Source organism: Citrobacter sp. wls757 (assembly GCF_005280935.1).
In the GTDB taxonomy this organism is placed as follows: Bacteria; Pseudomonadota; Gammaproteobacteria; order Enterobacterales; family Enterobacteriaceae; genus Citrobacter; species Citrobacter portucalensis.
In genome coordinates this window covers 28,235-52,219 of the sequence record NZ_SZWU01000034.1, presented here as the reverse complement: position 1 = coordinate 52,219, position 23,985 = coordinate 28,235, and the positions used below count along the sequence as shown (strand labels likewise).

General features: G+C 52.1%; 24 protein-coding genes, 1 tRNA gene and 1 pseudogene. 10 read left to right on the top strand and 16 right to left on the bottom strand.

Features of this window, described 5'->3' with window-relative positions; all coding sequences use genetic code 11:
* A pseudogene (locus FDW94_RS23980) lies at positions 1-250 on the bottom strand (4-phosphoerythronate dehydrogenase); the annotation flags it as partial.
* Positions 251-358: 108 nt separating this feature from the next.
* On the opposite strand from FDW94_RS23980, the gene flk reads away from it, so the two are divergent.
* Complete coding sequence (gene flk / locus FDW94_RS08705) at positions 359-1,360, top strand: flagella biosynthesis regulator Flk (RefSeq protein ID WP_008785362.1); 1,002 nt, start codon at positions 359-361, stop codon at positions 1,358-1,360.
* On the opposite strand, the gene FDW94_RS08700 is transcribed toward flk, so the two are convergent.
* Both FDW94_RS08700 and FDW94_RS08695 read right to left on the bottom strand, forming a co-directional pair.
* Positions 1,357-2,535, bottom strand: coding sequence for an MFS transporter (locus FDW94_RS08700; protein ID WP_137377453.1), 1,179 nt, complete (start codon positions 2,533-2,535; stop codon positions 1,357-1,359). The genes flk and FDW94_RS08700 overlap by 4 nt on opposite strands.
* A 179-nt stretch (positions 2,536-2,714) precedes the next feature.
* On the bottom strand, positions 2,715-3,089 hold the full coding sequence (locus FDW94_RS08695) for a hypothetical protein (protein ID WP_137377520.1): 375 nt from the start codon (positions 3,087-3,089) through the stop codon (positions 2,715-2,717).
* 168 nt (positions 3,090-3,257) lie between these two features.
* On the opposite strand from FDW94_RS08695, the gene FDW94_RS08690 reads away from it, so the two are divergent.
* The 3 genes from FDW94_RS08690 (at position 3,258) to FDW94_RS08680 (ending at position 4,552) form a co-directional block, all read left to right on the top strand.
* Positions 3,258-3,515: a helix-turn-helix domain-containing protein gene (locus FDW94_RS08690; RefSeq protein ID WP_060683488.1), complete on the top strand. Its 258-nt coding sequence runs from the start codon at positions 3,258-3,260 to the stop codon at positions 3,513-3,515.
* A gap of 150 nt (positions 3,516-3,665) precedes the next feature.
* Entirely contained in the window at positions 3,666-4,031 is a 366-nt protein-coding gene (locus tag FDW94_RS08685) for an NlpC/P60 family protein (protein WP_137377519.1), read from the top strand.
* A gap of 2 nt (positions 4,032-4,033) precedes the next feature.
* Positions 4,034-4,552 carry a YbjP/YqhG family protein gene (locus tag FDW94_RS08680; protein ID WP_071445205.1) on the top strand — a complete coding sequence of 173 codons (519 nt, stop codon included), beginning with the start codon at positions 4,034-4,036 and terminating at the stop codon, positions 4,550-4,552.
* A gap of 52 nt (positions 4,553-4,604) precedes the next feature.
* Here FDW94_RS08680 and fabB read toward each other — a convergent pair whose 3' ends face one another.
* The gene (gene fabB, locus FDW94_RS08675; protein WP_038642358.1) at positions 4,605-5,825 is read right to left on the bottom strand and encodes a beta-ketoacyl-ACP synthase I; all 1,221 of its coding nucleotides are present in this window, start codon (positions 5,823-5,825) and stop codon (positions 4,605-4,607) included.
* Positions 5,826-5,984: 159 nt separating this feature from the next.
* On the opposite strand from fabB, the gene mnmC reads away from it, so the two are divergent.
* A complete protein-coding gene (mnmC, locus tag FDW94_RS08670) occupies positions 5,985-7,985 on the top strand; it encodes a bifunctional tRNA (5-methylaminomethyl-2-thiouridine)(34)-methyltransferase MnmD/FAD-dependent 5-carboxymethylaminomethyl-2-thiouridine(34) oxidoreductase MnmC (protein WP_170974227.1) in 2,001 nt (666 codons plus the stop codon).
* A 114-nt stretch (positions 7,986-8,099) separates the two neighbouring features.
* Here mnmC and FDW94_RS08665 read toward each other — a convergent pair whose 3' ends face one another.
* The 6 genes from FDW94_RS08665 to prmB are packed head-to-tail and all read right to left on the bottom strand — an operon-like array spanning position 8,100 to position 12,650.
* Entirely contained in the window at positions 8,100-8,375 is a 276-nt protein-coding gene (locus FDW94_RS08665; RefSeq protein ID WP_003028163.1) for a YfcL family protein, read from the bottom strand.
* 32 nt (positions 8,376-8,407) lie between these two features.
* Positions 8,408-8,956 carry an elongation factor P hydroxylase gene (locus tag FDW94_RS08660; protein WP_111465295.1) on the bottom strand — a complete coding sequence of 183 codons (549 nt, stop codon included), beginning with the start codon at positions 8,954-8,956 and terminating at the stop codon, positions 8,408-8,410.
* On the bottom strand, positions 8,956-9,765 hold the full coding sequence (locus FDW94_RS08655; RefSeq protein WP_003834821.1) for a sulfite exporter TauE/SafE family protein: 810 nt from the start codon (positions 9,763-9,765) through the stop codon (positions 8,956-8,958). The genes FDW94_RS08660 and FDW94_RS08655 overlap by 1 nt, the downstream gene beginning before the upstream one ends.
* On the bottom strand, positions 9,765-10,589 hold the full coding sequence (mepA, locus tag FDW94_RS08650; RefSeq protein WP_032944099.1) for a penicillin-insensitive murein endopeptidase: 825 nt from the start codon (positions 10,587-10,589) through the stop codon (positions 9,765-9,767). Before mepA ends, FDW94_RS08655 begins: the two co-directional genes overlap by 1 nt.
* A gap of 3 nt (positions 10,590-10,592) precedes the next feature.
* The gene (aroC, locus tag FDW94_RS08645) at positions 10,593-11,678 is read right to left on the bottom strand and encodes a chorismate synthase (RefSeq protein WP_003834825.1); all 1,086 of its coding nucleotides are present in this window, start codon (positions 11,676-11,678) and stop codon (positions 10,593-10,595) included.
* Positions 11,679-11,717: 39 nt separating this feature from the next.
* Positions 11,718-12,650, bottom strand: coding sequence for a 50S ribosomal protein L3 N(5)-glutamine methyltransferase (prmB, locus tag FDW94_RS08640; RefSeq protein ID WP_003028173.1), 933 nt, complete (start codon positions 12,648-12,650; stop codon positions 11,718-11,720).
* A 166-nt stretch (positions 12,651-12,816) separates the two neighbouring features.
* On the opposite strand from prmB, the gene smrB reads away from it, so the two are divergent.
* Positions 12,817-13,368: an endonuclease SmrB gene (gene smrB / locus FDW94_RS08635; protein WP_003839296.1), complete on the top strand. Its 552-nt coding sequence runs from the start codon at positions 12,817-12,819 to the stop codon at positions 13,366-13,368.
* Positions 13,369-13,442: 74 nt separating this feature from the next.
* On the opposite strand, the gene sixA is transcribed toward smrB, so the two are convergent.
* From sixA to FDW94_RS08615, 4 genes are all read right to left on the bottom strand, one after another.
* Positions 13,443-13,928 (bottom strand): phosphohistidine phosphatase SixA, encoded by a 486-nt coding sequence (sixA, locus tag FDW94_RS08630; RefSeq protein ID WP_003028179.1) that lies wholly within the window; start codon positions 13,926-13,928, stop codon positions 13,443-13,445.
* A 208-nt stretch (positions 13,929-14,136) separates the two neighbouring features.
* Complete coding sequence (gene fadJ, locus FDW94_RS08625) at positions 14,137-16,284, bottom strand: fatty acid oxidation complex subunit alpha FadJ (RefSeq protein WP_137377451.1); 2,148 nt, start codon at positions 16,282-16,284, stop codon at positions 14,137-14,139.
* The gene (fadI, locus tag FDW94_RS08620; protein ID WP_008785369.1) at positions 16,284-17,594 is read right to left on the bottom strand and encodes an acetyl-CoA C-acyltransferase FadI; all 1,311 of its coding nucleotides are present in this window, start codon (positions 17,592-17,594) and stop codon (positions 16,284-16,286) included. Before fadI ends, fadJ begins: the two co-directional genes overlap by 1 nt.
* A 177-nt stretch (positions 17,595-17,771) precedes the next feature.
* On the bottom strand, positions 17,772-18,056 hold the full coding sequence (locus FDW94_RS08615; RefSeq protein ID WP_003834838.1) for a YfcZ/YiiS family protein: 285 nt from the start codon (positions 18,054-18,056) through the stop codon (positions 17,772-17,774).
* A gap of 371 nt (positions 18,057-18,427) precedes the next feature.
* On the opposite strand from FDW94_RS08615, the gene fadL reads away from it, so the two are divergent.
* Positions 18,428-19,759 carry a long-chain fatty acid transporter FadL gene (gene fadL, locus FDW94_RS08610; protein WP_020996688.1) on the top strand — a complete coding sequence of 444 codons (1,332 nt, stop codon included), beginning with the start codon at positions 18,428-18,430 and terminating at the stop codon, positions 19,757-19,759.
* Positions 19,760-19,818: 59 nt separating this feature from the next.
* Here the strand turns inward: fadL and mlaA are convergent, their stop codons facing one another.
* Entirely contained in the window at positions 19,819-20,574 is a 756-nt protein-coding gene (gene mlaA, locus FDW94_RS08605) for a phospholipid-binding lipoprotein MlaA (protein ID WP_003028190.1), read from the bottom strand.
* Between the two features lie 288 nt (positions 20,575-20,862).
* Here mlaA and FDW94_RS08600 point away from each other — a divergent pair, with 288 nt between their 5' ends.
* Both FDW94_RS08600 and FDW94_RS08595 read left to right on the top strand, forming a co-directional pair.
* The gene (locus tag FDW94_RS08600) at positions 20,863-21,804 is read left to right on the top strand and encodes a formate/nitrite transporter family protein (protein WP_048224768.1); all 942 of its coding nucleotides are present in this window, start codon (positions 20,863-20,865) and stop codon (positions 21,802-21,804) included.
* A gap of 75 nt (positions 21,805-21,879) precedes the next feature.
* Positions 21,880-21,954, top strand: a tRNA-Arg gene (locus tag FDW94_RS08595).
* 46 nt (positions 21,955-22,000) lie between these two features.
* Here the strand turns inward: FDW94_RS08595 and FDW94_RS08590 are convergent.
* The gene (locus tag FDW94_RS08590) at positions 22,001-22,633 is read right to left on the bottom strand and encodes a DNA-binding protein (protein WP_111465291.1); all 633 of its coding nucleotides are present in this window, start codon (positions 22,631-22,633) and stop codon (positions 22,001-22,003) included.
* Positions 22,634-22,960: 327 nt separating this feature from the next.
* On the opposite strand from FDW94_RS08590, the gene FDW94_RS08585 reads away from it, so the two are divergent.
* A partial coding sequence (locus FDW94_RS08585) for an isoaspartyl peptidase/L-asparaginase (RefSeq protein WP_137377518.1) occupies positions 22,961-23,985 on the top strand: 1,025 nt, incomplete at its 3' end.

The window sequence follows — 23,985 nt, the reverse complement described above, 5'->3', positions numbered from 1 at the left end:
AACCGATCCCCGCCTGCGCAAGCCAGGCGTCATCCACATGGTCTGTGCCAGCGGTTGCCGTACCGACAAATTTAACCGGTTTTCCGCCAAGCAGTGATTCATTTACTTTCGTCACCGAGCGCACCATTAAAGCATCCGCATCATCCAGTTCAGCAACGGGAATCGGACGACCGGGAACCGCTTTGACCTCCCCCAAACGACTGAACAGTTCGCGGGCATAGGGCATATTTTCATCAACGAGGATTTTCACGTCTTTCGCACCTGTTTGAGAACGAGAGTTAACCGGGCAAGTGTGCCATAATCTCGCCGCCAGGCATACTGCGAGACCTGGTCAGCACAGATTTAAGGAACAGAGATGATGCAGCCCATTTCAGGTACGCCCGCACGCCCTCCCGGCGAAGGCCAAAATGCCCCTTCCGCTGCGGGTGAACAACCGTTATCCACGCAACAACGTACTGTGCTGGAACGGCTAATTACCCGTTTGATCTCACTCACCCAGCAGCAAAGCGCTGAGGTGTGGGCCGGAATGAAGCACGATCTGGGCGTCAAAAGTGATACGCCACTGCAATCACGTCACTTTCCTGCCGCTGAGCAAAACCTTAACCAACGACTGGGGGTTGCTCAGCAAAATCATGTTAATCGTCAGGTGCTTTCGCAGCTCACTGAATTACTGAGCCAGGGAAATAATCGCCAGGCGGTGAGTGATTTTATCCGTCAGCAGTATGGGCAAACGGCGCTCAGCCAGCTCACGCCTGAGCAGTTGAAGAACGTGCTCACGCTGCTGCAACAAGGACAGCTGTCGATACCGCAGCCGCAGCAGCGCCCGGCTACCGATCGCCCTTTGCTCCCCGCAGAGCACAATACGCTGAACCAGTTAGTTACCAAACTGGCGGCGGCCACAGGAGAATCCGGGAAGATGATCTGGCAGTCAATGCTGGAGTTGTCTGGCGTAAAAAGCGGTGAGCTGATCCCTGCCAAACAGTTTACGCACCTGGTCACCTGGCTGCAGGCGCGCCAGACGCTCAGCCTGCAAAGCGCACCGACGCTACAAACGCTCCAGGCGGCGCTGAAGCTGCCATTAGAGCCGAATGAGCTGACAGCGATAAAAGAATACGCACAGCAAACGTATCAGATCCAACCACAATCGATTCTGACCACGGTGCAGGTGCAGGACTTGCTCAATCAAATTTTCCTGCGTCGCGTGGAACGAGAACGTGAGCTCAGCGAGCCGCGTCATCTGCAGCCCATTTACAGCCCGTTCGCGCCGATGATTGAAACGGTTAAATCTCTGTCGGCACGACCGGGACTGCTGTTTGTTGCGTTGATAATTGCGTTAGCCATTTTCTGGCTGGTCGCTTAACCTTTACGCAGCGTAAGCAACGTTACAATAATCCCCACCACGGCGGATATCGCCCCGGCAAGGAACACTGAGGGATAACCGTACGCGGTGGCCAGCACCCCGGCGACCGGACCGCTTATACCGTAGGAGATATCCTGAAACGCGGCGTAACCGCCCAGCGCCGTACCGCGAACCTGCGCGGGCACTCGCTTCACCACTTCGACGCCCAATGCCGGGAAGATAAGCGAACACCCGGCCCCGGTTAATGCCGCCCCGAGCAGCGCAATCCAGGCCGATGGGGCCTGCCACAGCAAAATCAGCCCCGCAGTTTCCACCAGCAAAGAGACAACGGCAACCTTCACGCCGCCGAAACGGTCCGGCATCCAGCCAAACAGAATGCGCATCAGCACAAACGCCCCACCAAACGCAGTCAGGGTGAACCCCGCCATCGTCCAGCCGTTGCTGACAAAATAGAGTGAAATAAAGGTACCGATCACCGCAAAGCCAACGCCCTGCAGCGCCAGGCCCAGGCCCGGTTTCCAGATAAGCCCGACTACGCTCCATAAAGAAGGACGTTCTCCTGCATGCGCAGGCACTTTACGCACGGTGCCGTTGAATGCCCATGCCAGCAGCGGTAATACCATCGTCGTTCCCGCCAGCACCGCGAAGCCAAAGTGGCTGTGGATCAACAGGCCCAGCGGTGCACCAGCGGCCAGCGCACCGTAAATCGCCATTCCGTTCCACGACATCACCTTACCGGAGCGTGTTGGGCCGACCAGCCCCAACCCCCAGGTCAGCGTACCGGTGAGCAGTTGGCTTTCGCCAAAACCGAGGATCAAACGCCCGACGATTAACAACGCAAATTTTACAGGGACAGAAACAGGCAATAGCGCGGCTAAAAGCCACGCCGCGCCCGCCAGCCCACAGGCAAACATCCCCTGTAGTGCCGAGCGTTTAGCACCATATTGATCGGCTAAGCGCCCGGCGTAGCCGCGCGTTAATACCGTTGCCAGAAACTGTACACCTACGGCGATACCGACCATAGTATTGCCATAGCCCAGTTCCTGATGCACAAACAGAGGAATCACGGGCAAAGGGAGACCGACCGTCATATAGGTCAGGAAAACTGCAAAAGCGATACGAAACAGCGAAAAGTTCGCCGAAGGTGTTTTTTCTTGTTGGGTTACAGCTGTCATGCGTTACTCCAAAATGCAGAGTAAGGCGAGGAATGTCCACGCCCCCTCTACCTGACTATCAGGATTAAGGTGCGTTGGATAACGTTAAACGCTTACGCATTATCAAGAGGATAATGTTGAAGCTGGAGTCTGCCTGCGAGTGACCCTGGCTGTCAACTGTGAAAGCATAGCTGTGTGTTTCAAAGCGGTGACTTCTCAACGAACAAAAAGGGAAATACCGCATCAATGCCTTTCGCTCTAAACCTCCCGGTTACCTGTTCACGCTGCTGCGGCGTCAGGAGCCGGAACATCATATCCCAAATCTCTTTGGGCTCGGCTTCCTGCACAATGTTGCGATCAGGCGCCTCTGTTTTCTCATTTTCATTCAGATACGAGCGTACATACAGTGGGAACACAGAAATATGAAATTCCTCGGCCTTAGATTTCGCGCGCTTGCGCTTAACGCCCTCCTTCCCTTCACTGTAGGTATTTAAGCGCAGACGTACAGCTGGTGCGCTTCCAGGAACCCCCGGTAATTCAAGACACTCCTTTACCGTGAACCACTCTTTTACCATCAGTTTCTTTCCTTTCTGCTGATGAAATAAAAATATTTTTTCTTTTTCGCGAAATTTCAAATTAATTCTGGCAATATTCCTACGAAAAAAAGAAAGTAACGTTCTTTTTTTCTAATTTATACCCTGAAAAATATCGGCACCGATAACACATCTTCTTAGGATTACAGAATGGAACACAAAAGCCAAGACTGGCATCGTGCAGATATTAAAAGTGCACTGGAAAAAAGAGGCATTACGCTCAGAGAATTGTCACGTTCTGCGGGCTTGTCTCCTGATTCGCTACGAAATGTATTTACCCGCAACTGGCCCAGAGCAGAACAGATCATCGCACAGGCGCTGGAAACCACGCCGGACATGATTTGGCCATCGCGCTACCTCTCGAAATCAGAAAAAATAACCGTCACAAAAAATAACCATAAACTATAAATGCGTTACCCATAATTTGCATGGCAGATTAATTTATATCTCAACCAAATATATTCCCGATATTAATAGCACTATCGGTCATGCCCATCAGATTAAATCCTGTTAAAGCAATACACGAACTTATTACATATTCTTTTAACAGGAGTCATGATGAGCTGGAATAAAACAGCAGCAACAAATTATGCGAAATCACATGCAGGCGCGCATTCTCAGAAGCGCTGTGCAGAATTTACCCGCAAAGCCATTCAGGCAGGAGGTATCTCTCTTGGGAATACCTACCATGCTAAAGATTATGGACCGCTGTTAAAAAACGCAGGATTCCGTCCTATCGGCACATTTGAACAACCCAGAGCAGGAGATGTCGTCGTCATTCAACCTTATGAGGGAGGAAACCCAAGCGAGCATATGGCGATATTTGACGGTCAGGAGTGGTACTCCGATTTTAGACAACGTGATATGTGGGCGGGGCCAGGCTATCGGGCGGCAAAGCCTTCATACACTATTTACAGGAAGTAGTAATGAAAGCGTTCCCATTGATTGCTCTAGTTTTGTTACTTTGTAGCTGTTCTTCATCACGCAGTGACAGCACTCAGGATGTTAAACAATTCTATCTCGCGTGGATGTCCGCCTACACACAAGATCGAGATACGTCCGCGCTCATGCAACGTTATGTGGCGAAAGACGTTATCGACCGTCTGGCGCTGATTGGCAGCCTTTACGAGCAGGAAATAATAAATTCTGACTACTTTATGTACGTGCAGGATTATGACCCTGAATGGATCCCGCGGCTACGGGTTGGAGCAGTTCAGCCCTTTCTCGGTGGCGAAAAGGTGGAAGTACAATTAGGTGGACCGGCAGGCGAAGCGCCCATGCAACTGGAAGTGTATACGCGTTGGGAAGAGGGTCGCTGGAAAATTTATCGCGTGCGGGATCTGGGCAATCAATTTGAACAGCCAATCTACAGCGCCGGTGATATCGCACACGCCAAGGCATGGTCTGCGGAGATCGCACCGGAGTACGAAAAGATGAATAGATAAAAAAGGGGAGCCATCAGGCTCCCCTTTGCATCTCATTTTTCATTTTGCAGACTTATGCTTTCAGCTTACGCATAACCAGCGTTGCGTTAGTGCCGCCAAAGCCGAAGCTGTTGGACATCACGGTAGTCAGCGCCTGCTCGGTCGGTTTAGTCACGATGTTCAGACCTGCCGCCTGCTCATCCAGCTCTTCAATGTTGATGCTCGGCGCGATAAAGCCGTGTTCCAGCATCAGCAGAGAGTAGATAGCTTCCTGTACGCCAGCTGCGCCCAGGGAGTGGCCGGTCATGGCTTTAGTCGCAGAGATTGCAGGGCTGTTGTCGCCAAACACTTCACGAATTGCACCCAGCTCTTTCACGTCGCCTACCGGGGTAGAGGTACCGTGAGAGTTCAGGTAGTCGATCGGGGTGTCTACACCGTGCATCGCCATTTGCATGCAACGTACTGCGCCTTCACCAGACGGAGCAACCATGTCTGCGCCATCGGACGTTGCGCCGTAACCGACGATTTCCGCGTAGATATGCGCGCCACGTGCCAGCGCGTGCTCCAGCTCTTCAACCACGACCATACCGCCGCCGCCGGCAATAACGAAACCATCGCGGTTTGCGTCATAGGTACGGGAAGCTTTGGACGGATCGTCGTTGTATTTGGTAGACAGCGCGCCCATGGCGTCGAATTCACACGCCATTTCCCAGCACAGCTCTTCGCCGCCGCCAGCAAAAACGATGTCCTGTTTGCCCAGCTGAATTTGTTCTACCGCGTTACCGATACAGTGCGCAGATGTCGCACAGGCAGAGCTGATAGAGTAGTTTACGCCGTGGATTTTGAACGGCGTTGCGAGGCAGGCAGAAACGCCGGACGCCATCGCTTTGGTGACCACATACGGGCCAACCGCTTTCAGACCACGCGGGCTACGCATTGCGTCAGCACCGAACACCTGAAAACGCGGGGAGCCGCCGCCGGAACCTGCAATCAGGCCAACGCGCGGGTTGTTCTGGTAATCTTCTGCTGCAAGGCCGGCATCAGCCACTGCCTGTTCCATAGAAAGGAATGCATAGATGGATGCGTCGCTCATAAAGCGCACTACTTTGCGGTCAATGAGGCCAGTGGTATCCAGTTTTACGTTGCCCCAAACGTGGCTACGCATGCCGGAGTCCTTCAGCTCCTGAGAGAAAGTGATCCCTGAACGTCCTTCACGCAGAGATGCCAGGACTTCCTGCTGGTTATTACCGATGCTGGAAACGATGCCCAAGCCAGTAATCACTGCACGTTTCATTCAATACCTCTGTAAGTCGCACTATTTTAAAGTTTCGAGTGGCACAATAGCGTACACTTGTACGCCGAACAAGTCCGATCAGCCATTTAATGTGGAAATTTGCGCAGCCAGGCACTCATCGCTAAGATCGGGGCACAGCCTGCCAGACGAGTAACTTACGTGAAACAATACGCTATACAACCTGCAAACCTTGAATTCAACGCTGAGGGTACACCTGTTTCCCGAGATTTTGACGATGTCTATTTTTCTAATGATAACGGGCTGGAAGAGACACGTTACGTCTTTCTCGGCGGGAATCATCTCGCCCAGCGATTCCCTGCGCATTCACGTCCCCTCTTCGTGGTGGCAGAAAGCGGGTTTGGCACCGGACTTAACTTCCTGACGCTCTGGCAGGCATTTACCGATTTTCGCGATACCCATCCTGAAGCTACCCTGGAAAGATTACATTTCATCAGTTTTGAAAAATATCCGCTAACGCGTGAAGATCTCACCTTAGCTCATCAGCACTGGCCAGAACTTGCCCCATGGGCCACGGCGCTGCAAGAGCAATGGCCGCTGCCGTTGGCGGGATGCCATCGCCTGCTCCTTGATGAAGGACGCGTCACGCTGGATCTGTGGTTTGGCGATATTAACGAACTGACCAGTAAGCTCGATGACTCCCTGAATCAAAAAGTGGACGCCTGGTTTCTGGACGGTTTCGCACCGGCAAAAAATCCGGATATGTGGACGCCAACGCTGTTTAACGCAATGGCCCGTCTGGCTCGTCCGGGCGGTACGCTGGCGACCTTCACCTCAGCGGGCTTTGTGCGTCGGGGGTTGCAGGAAGCCGGGTTTACGATGCAAAAATGCAAAGGCTTTGGTCGCAAACGTGAAATGCTCTGTGGCGTAATGGAACAGACGCTGACGCTCCCTTCATCGGCTCCGTGGTTCACGCGCACGGCCACAGATAAGCGCGAAGCCGCCATTATTGGCGGAGGCATCGCCAGCGCATTGCTGTCGTTGGCGTTACTGCGCCGCGGTTGGCAGGTCACGCTCTATTGCGCAGATGCGAAACCTGCCGAAGGCGCATCGGGTAACCGTCAGGGCGCGCTCTATCCGTTGCTCAGCAAGCATGACGCGGCCATTAACCTCTTTTTCCCTACCGCGTTTACCTTCGCCCGCCGCCTGTATGACGCCCTTCCGGTTGCGTTCGCGCATGACTGGTGCGGTGTGACGCAACTGGCGTGGGATGAAAAAAGCCAGCAGAAAATCGCTCAAATGCTGTCCCTTGAATTGCCTGATGCGCTCGCCGTCAGCGTTAACGCAGAGCAGGTTTTACAAACGACCGGCGTAGAAACCGGATGCGGCGGGATTCAGTACCCTGCCGGAGGATGGCTGTGTCCGGCACAATTAACCGCCGCCGTATTCGACTACGCCGCAACGCTGGGATTACGCACCCGGTATCAACATACGCTGGCCTCGCTGTCTCGGCAGACAGAACACTGGCAATTGACGTTTGCCAGTGGCGAAACCGCCACTCACGCTGCGGTGGTTCTGGCTAACGGGCATCGCATTAATGGCGTTGAGCAAACGCAGTCGCTACCGGTCTACTCCGTAGGCGGTCAGGTGAGTCACATTCCTACCACGCCTTCGCTTTCAGCGCTGCGTCAGGTGCTGTGCTATGACGGCTACCTCACGCCGCATAACCCGCAAAACCAGCAGCACTGCATTGGCGCCAGCTATCATCGCGGAAGTGAAGAAACGCTGTATCGCGCGGACGATCAGCAGCAAAACCGTCAGCGCTTAATAGATTGTTTCCCGAATGCCTCGTGGGCAAAAGAAGTAGACGTTAGTGGCAATGCCGCCCGTTGTGGAGTGCGCTGCGCCACGCGCGATCACATGCCAATGGTCGGCAACGTCGCGGATTATGACGCCACACTCAGCCAGTATGCCACTCTTGCCGAAGACAAAGAGCACGCCGTAAACGCCCCGGTGTATTCCGATTTATTTATGTTAGGTGCACTGGGCTCGCGCGGGCTGTGTACTGCCCCGCTGTGTGCAGAAATTCTGGCCTCGCAAATGAGCGATGAACCTATACCCATGGATGCCAGCACGCTGGCAGCGCTGAATCCGAATCGTCTGTGGGTGAGGAAGTTATTGAAGGGTAAAGCGGTGAAATAAGATACCATCTCGCCATTGCCTGATGGCGCTACGCTTATCAGGCCTACAACCCCCGTCCGCGTAGGCCGGATAAGACGCCTTCGCGTCGCCATCCGGCACAATCCACTGCTATTATTATTGCGTTGCCTTCTGGAACAGTGTGTCCCACATCTCTTTCACTAACGCCTGGTCACGCGGCGAGAGTTCGCCTGCGCTGATGGCTTTTTCCAGGCTGCTGGTCACATTGGCGTACAATGCCTCAGCGGAATGGTCCTCGCCAGCATCCAGCTCAGCCACAGCCAGCGTCAGGTGCCCACGCAAATAGCCACTGGCAAACAACTCATCATCGCTGGCGTGCTCTACCATATCGTCGATTAATGCCAGAATGCGTGATTCAAACTCCGCGATCATCTTATTTCCTCATTGTAAACGTGGCAGCGGCTTCAGTTGAGCGCTTCGGGCCACGGGAATTGTTCCGCCGTAAGTTCAGGCGTGTGATAATAATTCTGTAACGCGTTAATGAAACGCGCCGGACGTTCAGGGATCCCCTTTTCCAGGTACTCCATCACCTGAGCATGAACACGGCGCTGGAATACCACGCGATCCGGTTCAAAGTCCCCTTCCAGATTGTCGCAACTGACGTTAAACGGGTAGCCCGCCGCCATGCAAAACAACCAGTCAAACGCCTGCGGCTTCACTTCCACATCTTCAAACTGGCATTGTGTCTTCGCGTCGCGTCCGTCCGGGCAGTACCAGTAACCGAAATCGACCAGTTCACGACGGGCTTTACCGGCGATGCACCAGTGTGAAATTTCGTGTAACGCACTGGCGTAATAACCATGCGCAAAAACGATACGGTGATAGGGTACTTCCGCATCCGCTGGAAGATAGATCGGTTCGTCGTCGCCTTTAATCAGACGGGTATTAAATTCATCGGCAAAGCAGCCGTTAAAAATCTCAATTAACTGTTCGTAGTGATGCGTATTATTCATTAGTTCATCCCCAGCCAGTGGAGAATCTCCTGTCCATGATTATCATAAAGTAGCTTGGCGCTCATCACGGCGGAGACTATAACGATCATTGGCCGAATGAGTTTTTGTCCTTTGCTGAGTACCAGTCGAGAGCCCATCCGTGCGCCAATAAACTGGCCAATGAGCATCACAAAACCTGTCGCCCAAATCACTTTGCCGCCGAGGGCAAACAGCAACAACCCACCGATATTCGATGTGGCATTTAATACTTTGGCGTGGGCCGTCGATTTCGCCAGGTTGTATCCGCACAGCATGACAAAGGCCAGCGCGTAGAATGACCCTGCCGCCGGACCAAAAAAGCCATCGTAAAAGCCGACGCAGCCCCCGGCTACCAGCGCGAAAGGCAAACCGTGCAGTCGGCGCTGTCGGTCCTCTTCCCCGATTTTCGGCATCAACAGAAAGTAAAGGCCAATACAGATAACCAATACTGGCAGGATCTGGCGCAGAACATCTGACTGCACGTGCTGAACCAACAGCGCGCCACTCATTGAGCCGATAAAGGTCATGAAGATATTGAGTTTCTGATCCGCCAGATTAACCACACCCCGACGAATAAAATAGAGGGAGGAAGAGATAGATCCCCCGCAGGCTTGCAGCTTATTGGTTGCCAGCGCTTGCGCAGGTGGCATCCCGGCCGCCATCAATGCCGGGATGGTGAGTAGACCACCACCTCCGGCCAGAGAATCAATAAAACCTGCCAGCATCGCCACAAAAAAAAGCACACCTAACAGCAGTGGCGACACCATAAACAGAGAGGCAAAATGATCCATTAGAGTACATGCTCGTCCAGTAGCGCCTGGCAGGAAGGCGGCAACGGCGGCGGTGTCTTCTTCTCAGGCTTGGTGGTTCCAGGTTTTGGAGGTTCGAACCAGCTTTGCAGCTCTGCGCCACAGCCGTCACCCGGTGGCGGTAACGGTTGATCTTCGCACTCAAGGCTGTCGGCAGGGCAACGTAACCGCACGTGCATATGCGCACGATGCTGGAACCACGGCCGCACTTTACGCAACCAGTCCCTGTCGGTCCCTGCATCCAGACAAAGTTGTTGCTTAATCGCCGGATTCACGAAAATACGCGTTACTTCATTATCTTTTGCAGCCAGCCTGATCAGGCTGAAAATCTCCGGTTTCCACAGTGACGGCACAACACGTTTACCATCCTGTGAGACCAGATCTAACGCCTGCGGCCGCAGCAGTTGCGACTGGGTCCAGCGCGTTTTCGGCAGTTGCAGGAAAATATCCACATCCAGTCCCGTCTGGTGGCTGGCGTGACCGCCATTGAATCGCCCACCGGCCGGCATACCCATATCGCCGATTAATACCGTGCCCAGTCCCTGACTATTGGCCTGATAACTCAGACGCTGGATAAACCTCACCAGATCCGGATGGCCAAAGTAACGACGCTGATCGGTGCGCATCACCTGATAGTGTTCTGACTGGACAGGCAGCGTATCTGCGCCAACAATACAGCCATTGGAAAACGCGCCAATAGACTGCGCGCTGCCCGCAACCGGATGGGTAATTTTCTGCCAGGGCGTCGCCGCCAGACAGGCGGTACTGGCAAACAGAGCCAGCGCCGCAAGTGCCGTTTTTTTCATCTCTTACCAGCGTGGAATATCGGTCTTCACGTCCGCATTTTGCGCCCGCTGACGCAGCAGGTGATCCATCAATACGATCGCCAGCATCGCCTCGGCGATCGGTACGGCGCGGATCCCTACGCACGGATCGTGGCGACCTTTAGTGATCATTTCGACTTCTTCTCCAAAGCGGTTAATAGTGCGCCCAGGAACGGTAATACTGGACGTCGGTTTCAGCGCCATATGAGCAATGATTTGTTGCCCGCTGCTGATCCCGCCCAGAATGCCGCCCGCATGGTTACTCTGGAAACCTTCTTTGGTGATTTCGTCACGGTTCTGGCTGCCGCGCAGCGCAACAACGTCAAATCCATCGCCAATCTCAACGCCCTTAACGGCGTTAATGCTCATCAGCGCATGGGCAATGTCGGCATCCAGGCGATCGAATACAGGTTCGCCGAGACCCGCAGGTACACCGCGTGCAACAACGGTCACCTTCGCTCCGATGGAGTCACCTTCTTTCTTCAGCCCGCGCATCAGTTCGTCCAGCGCTTCGAGTTTATCCGGGTCCGGGCAAAAGAACGGGTTAAGTTCCACCTGGGACCAGTCTTTGATCTCCAGCGGAATATCACCCATCTGCGTCAGGCAGCCGCGGATCTCAACGCCGAATTTTTCCGCCAGATATTTTTTGGCAATCGCTCCGGCCGCCACGCGCATCGCCGTTTCACGTGCGGATGAACGTCCGCCGCCACGGTAGTCGCGCAGGCCATATTTTTGCTCATAGGTATAGTCGGCGTGTCCCGGACGAAAAACGTCCTTAATCGCGCCATAATCCTGTGAACGCTGATCGGTATTTTCGATCAGCAGGCCAATGCTGGTGCCTGTGGTAACGCCCTCGAACACCCCGGAGAGGATTTTCACCTGATCCGGCTCACGACGCTGCGTAGTGTAGCGCGATGTGCCCGGACGGCGTCTGTCGAGATCGTGCTGCAGGTCAGCTTCTGTCAGAGAAATGCCCGGCGGAACACCATCGACAATACAACCGAGCGCCAGCCCGTGTGATTCGCCGAAAGTGGTTACGCGAAAGAGTTGCCCAATTGTGTTTCCTGCCATCACGGCTCCGTTATGCGTGTTGTGTATGTGCGCGTGTAATTAGTCTTTATAAATGCTGAAGTGCTCGCGAGCAGCAACTAACTGCTCTTTGGTCAGCATGAATACGCCGTCACCGCCGTTGTCGAACTCAAGCCAGGTGAACGGTACATCCGGATATTGCTCTATCAGATGTACCATGCTGTTTCCGACTTCACAAATCAGAATACCGTTATCTGACAGGTAGTCCGGGGCGTTCCCCAGAATGCGGCGGGTCAGTTTCAGCCCATCGCTGCCGGACGCCAGACCCAGCTCAGGTTCGTGGCGATATTCGTTTGGCAGATCGGACATATCTTCCGCATCGACATACGGCGGGTTGGTCACAATCAGGTCATACTGGACTTTCAGCAGATCGCGGAACAGATCGGAGCGGATCGGCGTTACGTGATGGATCAGGCCGTGCTCTTCAATGTTGTGTTCGGTCACCGCCAGCGCGTCAGTGGAAATATCCACCGCATCGACTTCGGCTTCCGGGAAAGCATACGCGCAGGCAATGGCAATACAGCCGCTGCCAGTACACATATCGAGGATATGCTGCGGTTGCTCATTAATAAGGCCCGCAAAGCGGTTATTGATAAGCTCGCCAATCGGTGAACGTGGAACCAGCACGCGTTCATCAACATAAAATTCATGCCCGCAGAACCAGGCTTTGTTGGTCAGATAAGCAACCGGAATGCGCTCGTTGACGCGGCGAATCACGCGTTCAACAATACGATGACGCTCGCTGGAGGTCAGACGCGCGGTACGCATATCTTCTGGAATATCCAACGGCAAATAAAGTGACGGCAGCACCAGTTGTACGGCCTCGTCCCATGGGTTATCCGTGCCATGGCCATACCAGATGTTCGCCGCGCTAAAACGGCTGACCGCCCAACGCAACATGTCCTGAATGGTATGCAGTTCACTCACTGCTTCATCGACGAAAATTTTATCCACGTATTCCTCCAGGGCATGCTCGTATTAATTTCGGCGGCTAGTTTGCCACGAAGACGGCGATAAATCAGCATTCACACGGGGCCTGAACGCGAAAATTGCGTTTTAAGCGATCGGATGCCCGCCGAGTCGGGTTAAACTAACGGAAAATAAAAGTTGAGACTCTCGAATGAAAAAGAAAACATCGCTCAGCGAGGAGGATCAGACGCTGTTTCGCCAGCTGATGACCGGCACGCGTAAAATTAAACAGGACACCATCGTTCACCGACCTCCACGTAAAAAAATTGCCGAGGTTCCGGTTAAAAGACTGCTACAGGAGCAGGCTGATGCCAGCCACTATTTCTCGGATGAGTTTCAGCCGCTGCTGAATACGGACGGTCCGGTAAGATACCTGCGCGCCGACGTCAGCCATTTCGAACTGAAGAAAATGCGCCGTGGCGATTACTCTCCGGAGCTGTTTCTCGATCTGCATGGGCTGACCCAGCAACAGGCCAAACAAGAGTTAGGCGCGCTGATTGCCGCCTGTCGCCGTGAGCATGTATTTTGCGCCTGCGTGATGCATGGCCACGGAAAACATATTCTGAAACAGCAGACGCCGCTCTGGCTGGCCCAGCATCCGCACGTAATGGCCTTTCATCAGGCACCGAAAGAGTACGGTGGCGACGCCGCGCTGCTGGTGCTGATTGAAGTGGAAGAGTGGCTACCGCCCGAACTTCCGTGATGCAAAAAAACAAAAAGAGCCGCATTTGCGGCTCTTTGATTTTCCGGGTGGCGGCTGCGCCTTATCCGGCCTGTTTAAATCGCTTTTGCCATTTTCAGGTTACACGGGCTCATCTGCCAGTTAAAAGTACCCTTCCCGCTCTCATCAAGCGTAACGCTGGCAATCGCTGATGTGGTAAACATCGGCGGTGTTTCACCTGGGCAAAGCTCAGACACCAGATATCCCACTAAAGGCAAGTGAGAGATAACCAGTGCCGTGGCGATACCTTCATTGGCCAGAGCCTGTAAATAGGCGCTGACCAGACCGACATCGCCGCAGGGAGTCAGCTCCGGCAAAACATCAACACCGGTTGGCAGGTTCATACACTCCCCCACCACATCCAGCGTTTGTTCGGCTCGTAGGAACGGGCTCACCAGAACACGTTCGATATCCACTTTTTGACCTTTCAGCCAGTTCGCCATCAGGCGAGATTCGTCACAACCACAGGAGGTTAAGGGACGAACCGAATCACTGGCGGCATCGAGGGCCGCGTCGCCGTGACGCATGATAAAAACTTGCATATTGCACCGCTTTTGTTAACCAGAATCACCACTACCTTTATTCACAGCCCCTATTGGCTGTGGTAACGATATGGTGGCCGGCATTGTGCCTTATCCATTCACCGAATGAAACGCTGTTTTTTACCTTAACGGCGTAAGTATAGTCAATCTCTGTTTACATTTTGAGCGCGACCCATACATTCAGTGCGGATTCATCCTACCTTTGACCTCATGAATTCAGGTCAGTTTCCCCAATATTCCAGAATCTTTCACTGCGTTCCGCCATCTGCAATAACTGCTCACACGGTGTAAACCGCGAGCCGTACTGCGTGGTCAGCCGTTGCAGAACCGCAACCACTTCACCCGCGCCGAGAGAATCCATATACCGGAACGGGCCGCCGAGGAATGGCGGAAAACCAATACCAAATACAGCGCCGATGTCGCCATCACGTACGCTGCGGACTATCTTCTCGTCGAAACAACGGGCTGCTTCATTGAGCATTAACATAACGCACCGCTCTGCTATCTGCGCGGCGGTAAGTCGGCCCTGACCCTGGACGCCAATAAGCGTATAAATTGCAGGGTCGACCTGTTTTTTGCTTTTACGCCCTTTCGCAGCATAAAGATAGAAACCCCGACCATTTTTTCTACCTTTGCGATCGTCATTCAAAATTGAAGCAACAACATTTGCAGGCGCGCTAAAACGTTCTCCATATGCAGCCTCAAGCACTGGTATAATTTTAGTGCCCGTATCAATTCCGACCTCATCCAAAAGTTGGATTGGCCCAACTGGAAAACCAAACTTAACCAGCGCGGCGTCTATGGTTTCGACCCGCTCACCTTCGGTCAACATGCGAATCGCTTCGTTAATATAAGGCGCTAAAATGCGGTTAACGTAAAAGCCGGCCTTATCTCTGACCACTATCGGCGTTTTACCCTGTTTTTTCGCTAACTTAACGGTAGTTGCAATCGTCTGCTCAGAGGTCGTGGCATGCGGAATCACTTCGACCAACGGCATTTTTTCCACCGGACTAAAAAAGTGTAAACCAATCACTTGTTCGGGCCTTGCAGCGTTCGCAGCAATATCGCCAATGGGCAAAGATGAGGTGTTAGAAGCAAAAATGGTATGAGGTGCGCAATTTTGCTCAACTTCTGCCACCATCCGTTGTTTTAGCGACAGATCTTCAAACACGGCTTCAATAATTAGATCGCGATGCGCAAAGCCACGGTAGTCGATTGATCCCGAAATCAGCGCCAGTTGTTTATCGCGTTCGCTGGCTTTGATATGACGGCGGCGAACCTTCGTTTCAAGCTGATCCCAGCTGTACTTCAGCGCTTGGTTGATTCCCTTAGCGTTTATATCTTTGATGCGCACAGTCAAGCCGCCTTTACAGGCCGTCACGTAGGCAATACCACCACCCATCAGACCGCCACCCAAAATACCTACACTGTTTAGCGGGCCAGGTTTTGCATTACTTCCGGGATCTTTTTTCACATCGGTGTTGGCAAAAAAGATGTGCCGTAGCGCCTGAGACTGGGATGTCATCGCCAGCTCACCAAACGCGCGTGCCTCAGCGTCGTAACCGCTACTGCTGCCTTGCGCTAGCCCGGTTTCTATAACCTCAAGGATACGTTCTGTTGCAGGGTAGTTACCTTGCGTTTTTTGCGCCGTCTTTTTACTGGCCATGCGGAACAACAGCGCCCGCCCTAGCGGCCCCGCCAACACTCGCTCTCTCACGGGCAGTGTTCGATGCGCAGAACTGTCCTTTTTAGCCAGTTCAACGGCTGCTTCCAGCAAAATGGAATGCGGTACAACTTCATCCACTAAACCAACTTTCAGCGCCTGTTTTGCGCGTAATTGTTTTCCGGTGAGGATCATATCCAGTGCGGCACTTACGCCAATCAAGCGCGGCAGCCGCTGCGTACCACCGGAGCCGGGCAACAAGCCAAGTTGTACTTCCGGTAAACCCAGAACGGTTTTAACATCATCGGTACAAATACGGTTGTGGCACGCCAGCGCCATCTCCAGGCCACCGCCGAGGCATGCGCCATGAATCGCGGCGATAACCGGGATCGGCAAGGCATTAATTTCCGCCATCATCTGCTGCCCCTGACGGGCCAGCGTTTCGGCTTCCTGCGCGCTACGACAGCTACCAATCATGTTGATATCCGCCCCGGCAATGAAGTTATCGGGTTTAGCCGAAATAAACACCACGCCGCGCAATGCTTTGTTATCGCGGATTTGCTTCAGAATGGCCCGTACCTGAGAAGCAAACTCCGCTTTCAGGGTGTTCATTTTCTCTCCGGGCACATCAATGGTGACAACAGCAACGTTATCCAGACGTACGTTTAGTGTAAAAGCCGATGCCATTTCCATTATTCCGCCTCCAGAACCATGGCTGCACCCAAACCACCAGCTGCACAGGCGGTCACTAAACCAAAACCACCGCCACGACGTCGTAACTCATGGAGGGTTTGGGTAATCATGCGCGCACCAGTGGCGGCGAAGGGGTGTCCATAGGCAATCGATCCACCCAGCACGTTAAATTTACTGTCATCAACTTCGCCAGTGGCATGTGCTCTGCCCAGCACGTCGCGGGCAAAACGTTCGCTACCCAGCAACTGAATATTCGCCAGCGTTTGAGCGGCAAAGGCTTCATGCATATCGATTAGGGTTAAATCTGCCATGGTCAGACCCGCTCTCTCCAGGGCAAGCGGCGTTGACCACGCAGGTCCCAGCAGCATGTCCTGCCAGACATCGATGGCGGTAAAAGCAAAACTACGCAGGTATCCCAGCGGCACCAGCCCCAACTCTTTCGCACGCGACTCCGTCATCATGATCACGGCGGCTGCACCGTCCGTCAGTGGGGTACTGTTTGCTGCGGTGACAGTGCCGTGCTTGCGGTCAAACGCCGGACGTAGTTTGGCGTAATCGGCCAGCGTAGAGTTACCGCGAATATTGTTATCTTCTGAAAAAGGATCTTTAAACGGTGGCGCGTAGGTAGTCATTACCTCATCTGCCAGCTTTCCTTCAGCCCACGCCTGAGCGGCACGCTGATGAGAGCGGTGCGCCAGAGCGTCCTGCTGTTCTCGGGTAATACCATAGGTTTTGGCCATTTGCTCAGCCGTATCCCCCATACGCAAACCGGTGGAATACTCAGCGACGGCTGGCGGCACAGGCATCAGGTCACGTAAACGCAGTCGGGAAAAGAGTTTAAGGCGTTGACCGGTAGTCCGGGCCTTATTGACATCCACCAGCACCCGCGCCAGCTTTTTACTAACGCCAATAGGCAAGACTGACGAGGAGTCCGCACCACCCGCAATTCCCGCACGAATAGACCCCGCCATCAGGCTTTCCGCGACATTCGCCACTGCCTGAAAACTGGTCGCGCAGGCTCGGCTTACGCTATAGGCATCCGTATGCACATTCATGCCGGTTCCCAGCACGATTTCACGAGCAATATTTGGCGCTTCAGGCATTTGCACCACCTGACCAAAAACCAGTTGCTCAATCACATCAGCAGGTATTTCGCTGCGCGCCAGCAGCTCACCGACGACCATTTTTCCTAAATCAACGGCGGGAATGCCATGAAACGCGGTAGCCTGACGAGCAAATGGCGTACGCAACCCACTTACAATGGCAATACGGTCGCCCTGGCGGGTAACCAGCGGTAAAGCCTGACTCATAACACTCCCCTGTAAAAAAATAAAATAAGTGGTCTGACCTGATCATAGTCTTAACCAATTTTTTACATTTAGCCAAGCGGAGAGAAAAGAAAGTGGGAGCTAAGACACAGTGAATAATCACTGACAGTTACGAAAAAGCCCTTGCTATCAGATAGCAAGGGCTTTTGCAGAGGGGGATTAACGCAGGCCCAGCTGGAAGATCAGCGTTTCAGCTTCACAGGCAAAAACAAAGTCGATATCCAGACGCACACCTTCTGACTCTTCAGTAAAGGTCGAGGTGATTTGGCAAGGCTCAGATTCCACGCCACGCGCCTTTTCGGTCAGAGCAGCCAGCGTTTCTTCTGCCTCTGCGCGGTTCGCGAACACACGGCTGTAGGACGCGGTGCAATCGGAGTTGTCCATGATGGTGCCAACATCCATACAGCAGCAAACCGGGGTTTCATCAGCACTGCATTTACTCATTGTAGATTTCCTCTGTATTCGCACCTGAGGTGCCAGATAAACGATAGGGATATTTTACGCTCCCATTATTCGCCTCTCCAGTCGTTAATTGTATGAAATGCGATAAGTGACCGAAATCACACTTAAAAATGATCTAAAACAAAAATCGCCCAAACAGGTGAGTGCGCACCCCCGCAATTTTGCCAGCTGGATCGCGTTTCTCTGATCAAATTTGAAAATATTTATAAACATACTTGCAACATTCCAGCTGGTCCGACCTATACTCACGCCACTGGTCTGATTTCTAAGTCGTACCTCAGACCCTACACTTCGCGCTCCTGTTACGGCATGTAACATTGTTTGTATAAAAATAAATCTATGAGGTTATGGTCATGAGCCAGAAAACCCTGTTTACAAAGTCTGCTCTCGCAGTCGCAGTGGCAATTATCTCCACACAGGCCTGGTCTGCAGGCTTTCAGTTAAACGAATTTTCTTCCTCTGGCCTTGGCCGGGCATATTCGGGTGAAGGCGCAATTGCAGATGATGCAGGTAACGCCAGTCGTAACCCGGCACTAATTATGATGTTCGATCGCCCTACTTTCTCAGCAGGTGCAATTTTCGTTGACCCAGATGTAGATATTTCCGGTCGCTCGCGTATTGGCAATGACGCCAGCCAGGATAATATCGCCCCAACAGCCTGGATACCGAACGTGCATTTTGTTGCTCCGATTAACGATCAGTTTGGTTGGGGGGCCTCAGTCACCTCTAACTACGGCCTGGCTACGGAGTTTAACAATAATTACACAGCAGGCTCGATGGGCGGAAAAACCGATCTGGAAACGCTCAATCTAAACCTGAGCGGTGCTTATCGCCTGAACAATCATTTTAGCTTCGGTCTCGGTTTAAACGCCGTCTATGCAAAAGCGAAGCTTGAACGCTATGCTGGCGATTTACCACAGCAGATCGTTGCAGGCTCCGGGGGCAGGATTCCTCCATCACTGGCCGCGCAATATCCGGCAGATACACAGATTGCGCGCCTGAAAGGTGACGAGTGGGGCTTCGGTTGGAATGCTGGCCTTCTTTATGAAGTAGATAAAGATAACCGCTACGGTTTCACCTACCGTTCTGAAGTAAAAATTGACTTCAACGGTGATTACCGCAGCAATCTGCCATCAATGGACCGTATTCCTGCGCAGTTGCGTCCGGTGTTCGCCAGCCTGCCAGCAGGAACCAACGGCAGTACGATCGATGGTTCACTTGATCTGAACCTGCCAGAAATGTGGGAGTTTTCAGGCTATAACCGCGTTGCACCACAGTGGGCGGTTCACTACAGTATGGCTTATACCAGCTGGAGTCAGTTCCAGGAGCTGAAAGCAAAAGGCAACAACGGCCAAACCTTGTTCTATAAAGAAGAAGGCTTCAAAGACTCTTATCGCATCGCGCTCGGTACTACCTATTACTATGATGATACCTGGACGTTCCGTACCGGTATCGCCTTTGATGATAGCCCGGTTCCGGCAAACCGTCGTTCCATCTCTATTCCGGATCAGGACCGCTTCTGGCTGAGTGCGGGTACAACCTACGCCTTTAATAAGGATGCATCGTTGGATGTTGGCATCTCTTATATGCACGGTCAGAAAGTGAAATTCGAAGAAGGTCCATACTCCTTTGAATCTGAAGGGAAAGCCTGGTTGTACGGTATGAACTTGAACTACGCATTCTGATTTTCTTCAGACGTAAAAAAGGTGAGCTTTTTAGCTCACCTTTTTATTTGCCCAATTCCTTACTCAGAATCGATCTCTTTTAAATCATCCTGAATATCTTTCGCGTTCGGGTTTTCTTCTGGTTTGAGTTTCCCGCCGTTCGCAATAAAGTCATGACGCTGGAAGTAAGCTTCACGCACCATGATGTAAGGATCGGAAGACTGACGCAGCAGACCGTCAGAGTCGAGCAATTGCGCGCGAGTTTCAATCCCTTCAACCGTCCATTTGCCTATCGACAACGGCCAGGTCAGCCAGGACAGTACCGGATACAGTGTATCGACCATATCACCACCGTCATCACGCAGCGTGAAACTACCGTAGAACGGAAGCTGCATATACGGCCCGTAACCAACATCATAGTGGCCTAACGTGCTGCCAAAGCGGTGTGGTTCAACGCGCTGCAACTTCGGATTAGCCATACCTGCCACATCGATAAAGCCGCCCATACCTAACAGGGTATTCAGGAAGAAACGGGTAAAGTGCACCATCCCCTGATAAGGATCGCCTTGCAGGAAATAGTTGACCATGACGGCCGGCTCTTCAAGGTTCCCCGTAAAGTTGCTTAAACCATTACGCGCCGGCTGCGGAACATAGTCACGCCAGGCAACAGCTACGGGTCTTACAACGTATGGATCTAAAACATTAAAGTTGAAGTTGTACATGGTGCGGTTGAACCCTTCAAATGGGTCCGAACGCCCCTGCTGTTCAGTACCGGAGCTCGCACACCCCACCAAAAGTGTGGTTCCCAGCGCAAGCGCCGACAGGCGAAGCTTCATAAGTGTCTCCCTGTGTTTTATGGCTATCGCTGATTGCCATCCATGACGGAACGATGACGTATCCGCCTGTTTAGATGTGAGCGATTGTAACAGCACGTCAAATGATGTCTATATACCCTGTCTTACAGATTTGATCATAGCCTGGTAATGCGCACTCCGCGGCGGTTCTATTCTAACTAACCCGATAAAAACAAACGTTACTATTTTTGCTATCTCAGACTTTCTCCCGCTGATTTTCAGACAAAAGCCGCTACGCTTTAGCAATACGTGCTTATTCAGGATTCGGCCATGAATGACATCAAGAAAGATAAGATTGATCGACACAGCGACGAACTCGAGGTGGAAAGCGATGAAAAGCTAACAGGAAAAAAGATAGAGCTTGATGAGGACAGACTCCCCTCCCGCGCCATGGCAATCCATGAACATATTCGCCAGGATGGGGAGAAAGAGATGGAGCGTGACGCGATGGCGCTACTGTGGTCAGCCATCGCAGCAGGACTGTCGATGGGAGCCTCGCTACTGGCAAAAGGGATTTTTCACGTACAGCTGGAAGGCGTGCCAGGGGGATTTTTACTCGAGAACCTCGGTTATACCTTCGGCTTTATTATTGTCATTATGGCCCGCCAGCAACTTTTTACCGAAAATACCGTCACCGCTGTACTGCCGGTGATGCAAAACCCTACCCTCGGCAATTTTGGCCTGTTGATGCGCCTGTGGAGCGTGGTGCTGCTGGGTAATATTATTGGCACCGGGGTTGCCGCATGGGCCTTTGAACATATGCCGATTTTTGATGAAGAGACCCGCGATGCCTTCGTGAAAATTGGTATGGATGTGATGAAAAACACTCCTGTGGAGATGTTTTCCAACGCCATCATTTCTGGCTGGTTAATTGCCACGATGGTGTGGATGTTCCCCGCCGCCGGAGCGGCAAAAATTGTGGTCATTATTCTGATGACCTGGCTGATTGCGTTAGGTGATACCACGCATATCGTCGTCGGCTCGGTGGAAATTCTCTATTTGGTCTTTAATGGCACGCTGCACTGGAGTGATTTTTTCTGGCCCTTTGCGCTACCAACGCTCGCCGGGAATATCTGTGGCGGAACGTTTATTTTCGCGCTAATGAGCCATGCGCAGATCCGCAATGATATGAGCAACAAACGCAAGGAAGAAGCCAGGTTGCAAGCAAAGCGTGATGAGCAAAAGCAGAAAAACCAGAAAAAACAGGCCTGAATGGTGACTGTTTGAGCAGTCGGGCGGCCTGAGACTTACCGTTGTGAGTAAAAAACGCTATACTCGTGCCGCTTCGTCCCCTTAGTTAAATGGATATAACGAGCCCCTCCTAAGGGCTAGTTGCAGGTTCGATTCCTGCAGGGGACACCATGAATTCTTATGCTCCCCGTTATAATCCCTTCATTTACCAGTCAGTTCATCCCTGGGCCAGGCGGTAATACGGCACATTCCTCACTGTTGCAGTAAGATTGTCGGACACCATTTTCTGCTTTGTCGCTATCCGCATCCCTGCTTTTCTCAGCCTCAACACATCAGCGGCAATACGCTGGCTACCAAACCAGAAAAGCCCATCCAGCGCAGTGACATCAAGGCCCAATTCCAGTGCCAGCTTCAGACGTTCACGCGGCGCTTTTACTGTTTTAGCAATCTGCTGATATGGCGCTTCGCTTGAACCTTCAGGACTAATGCGCCGGATACGATGTGACAAGCGGTACTGAAATTCATCCGGTATCCCACCGAGACTCGCTTTCAGGCTGTAAACACAACCAAAGCGTTTGCCGTTAAAGATGACGTTTTTCTGACTAAGCTGCAGCTCTTCACGCACACTGGCAATCAGTTGCGGGGTACGGAGTAATAACAGGCGGAAAGGCAGCTCAAAGCTGGTCACGTAATCCACATTCAATAAAGCAATACGCAGACGTTCTTCTGGATCTGCCTTCAATACCCGACATTCAGCAATAACATCAGCCCATTGGCCGGTAAGACGAGAACTCTCTCTCGCCTCAGTAAAACTGTATTTTTCAGCCTGATAATCAATACGCTCGGTCACACTGAATTCCCTTCTGGCCAGATTTCGGTATTGGTTGCTCACTTTACCAGCGACAGGCTGCAACCAGAAGCCTGCAGGCATTGTCAGTGGAATAAGAGAAACTTCTGCGGAAACGCTTCATTATTTGGTAAATCAATCATTAAAAATATTTTATGACTAAAATCAATTCACATGAGTTATGACTATTGAAATATAGTCATGATTAATTTTTAGCCAGCTCATCAGGGGAACTTCTCCCAAGCAGGCTGATTAATACCGGTAATAATAAAAATTACCGGTGACATTGTCCGAAATGATTCATCGCCTAGAAAAAAGGAATTTATTCATATGATCAGAATCAAGACCTGTATCTCTATCTTGACCCTATGTACCTTACTAACTACTCCCGCATGGGGAGACACGCAATCGCCGATACGGCTGGTGATCCATGGTGGTGCCGGTACTATTACAAAAGATACCATCACACCAGAACAAGAAAAGCAGTATACAGAAAAACTCACTGAAGCTCTGAATGCTGGCTATGCCGTTCTGAATAAAGGCGGTAGCAGCCTGGAAGCCGTTCAGAAAGCGATTAATGTTATGGAGGATTCCCCTCTCTTCAACGCAGGTAAAGGCGCCGTTTTTACCCACGATGGCCGCAATGAACTGGATGCGTCCATTATGGACGGGAAAAGCCGAAAAGCCGGTGCCGTTGCCAGTGTAACCACTGTTAAAAACCCAATTAATGCGGCGTATGCCGTTATGACGCAAAGTCCACATGTTCTCATGGTCTCGACAGGCGCGGATACCTTTGCAAAAGAACAGGGACTCGCAATCGTTGATCCGGCTTATTTCAAAACTGATTTTCGCTGGCAGCAATTACAGAATGCAATTAAAAAAGAAAAAGTGCTCCTGGATCACGACGGAAAGAGCGCAGCTCTGTTTGCTGATCCGATGATGTATGACTATAAATATGGCACTGTCGGTGCTGTTGCACTGGATAAAGAAGGTAATCTGGCTGCCGGAACATCTACAGGCGGAATGACCAACAAACGTTACGGACGAGTAGGAGATTCACCTATCATTGGCGCAGGTAATTATGCCGACAATGAAACCGTGGCGGTATCCGCAACCGGTTCAGGAGAAATGTTTATCCGCACGCTTACCGCTTATAACATTGCAGCCCAAGTGAAATACCGCAATATCCCTTTAAAGGACGCAGCACAGAATGCCCTGGATGAAGTTAAGGCGCTGAATGGCAGCGGTGGGGTTATTGTGCTTGATAAAGCAGGTAATTACACCATGTCCTTCAACTCTGAAGGGATGTACCGGGGAACCATAGGTAATGACGGAAAACCTGTTGTAGCCATTTA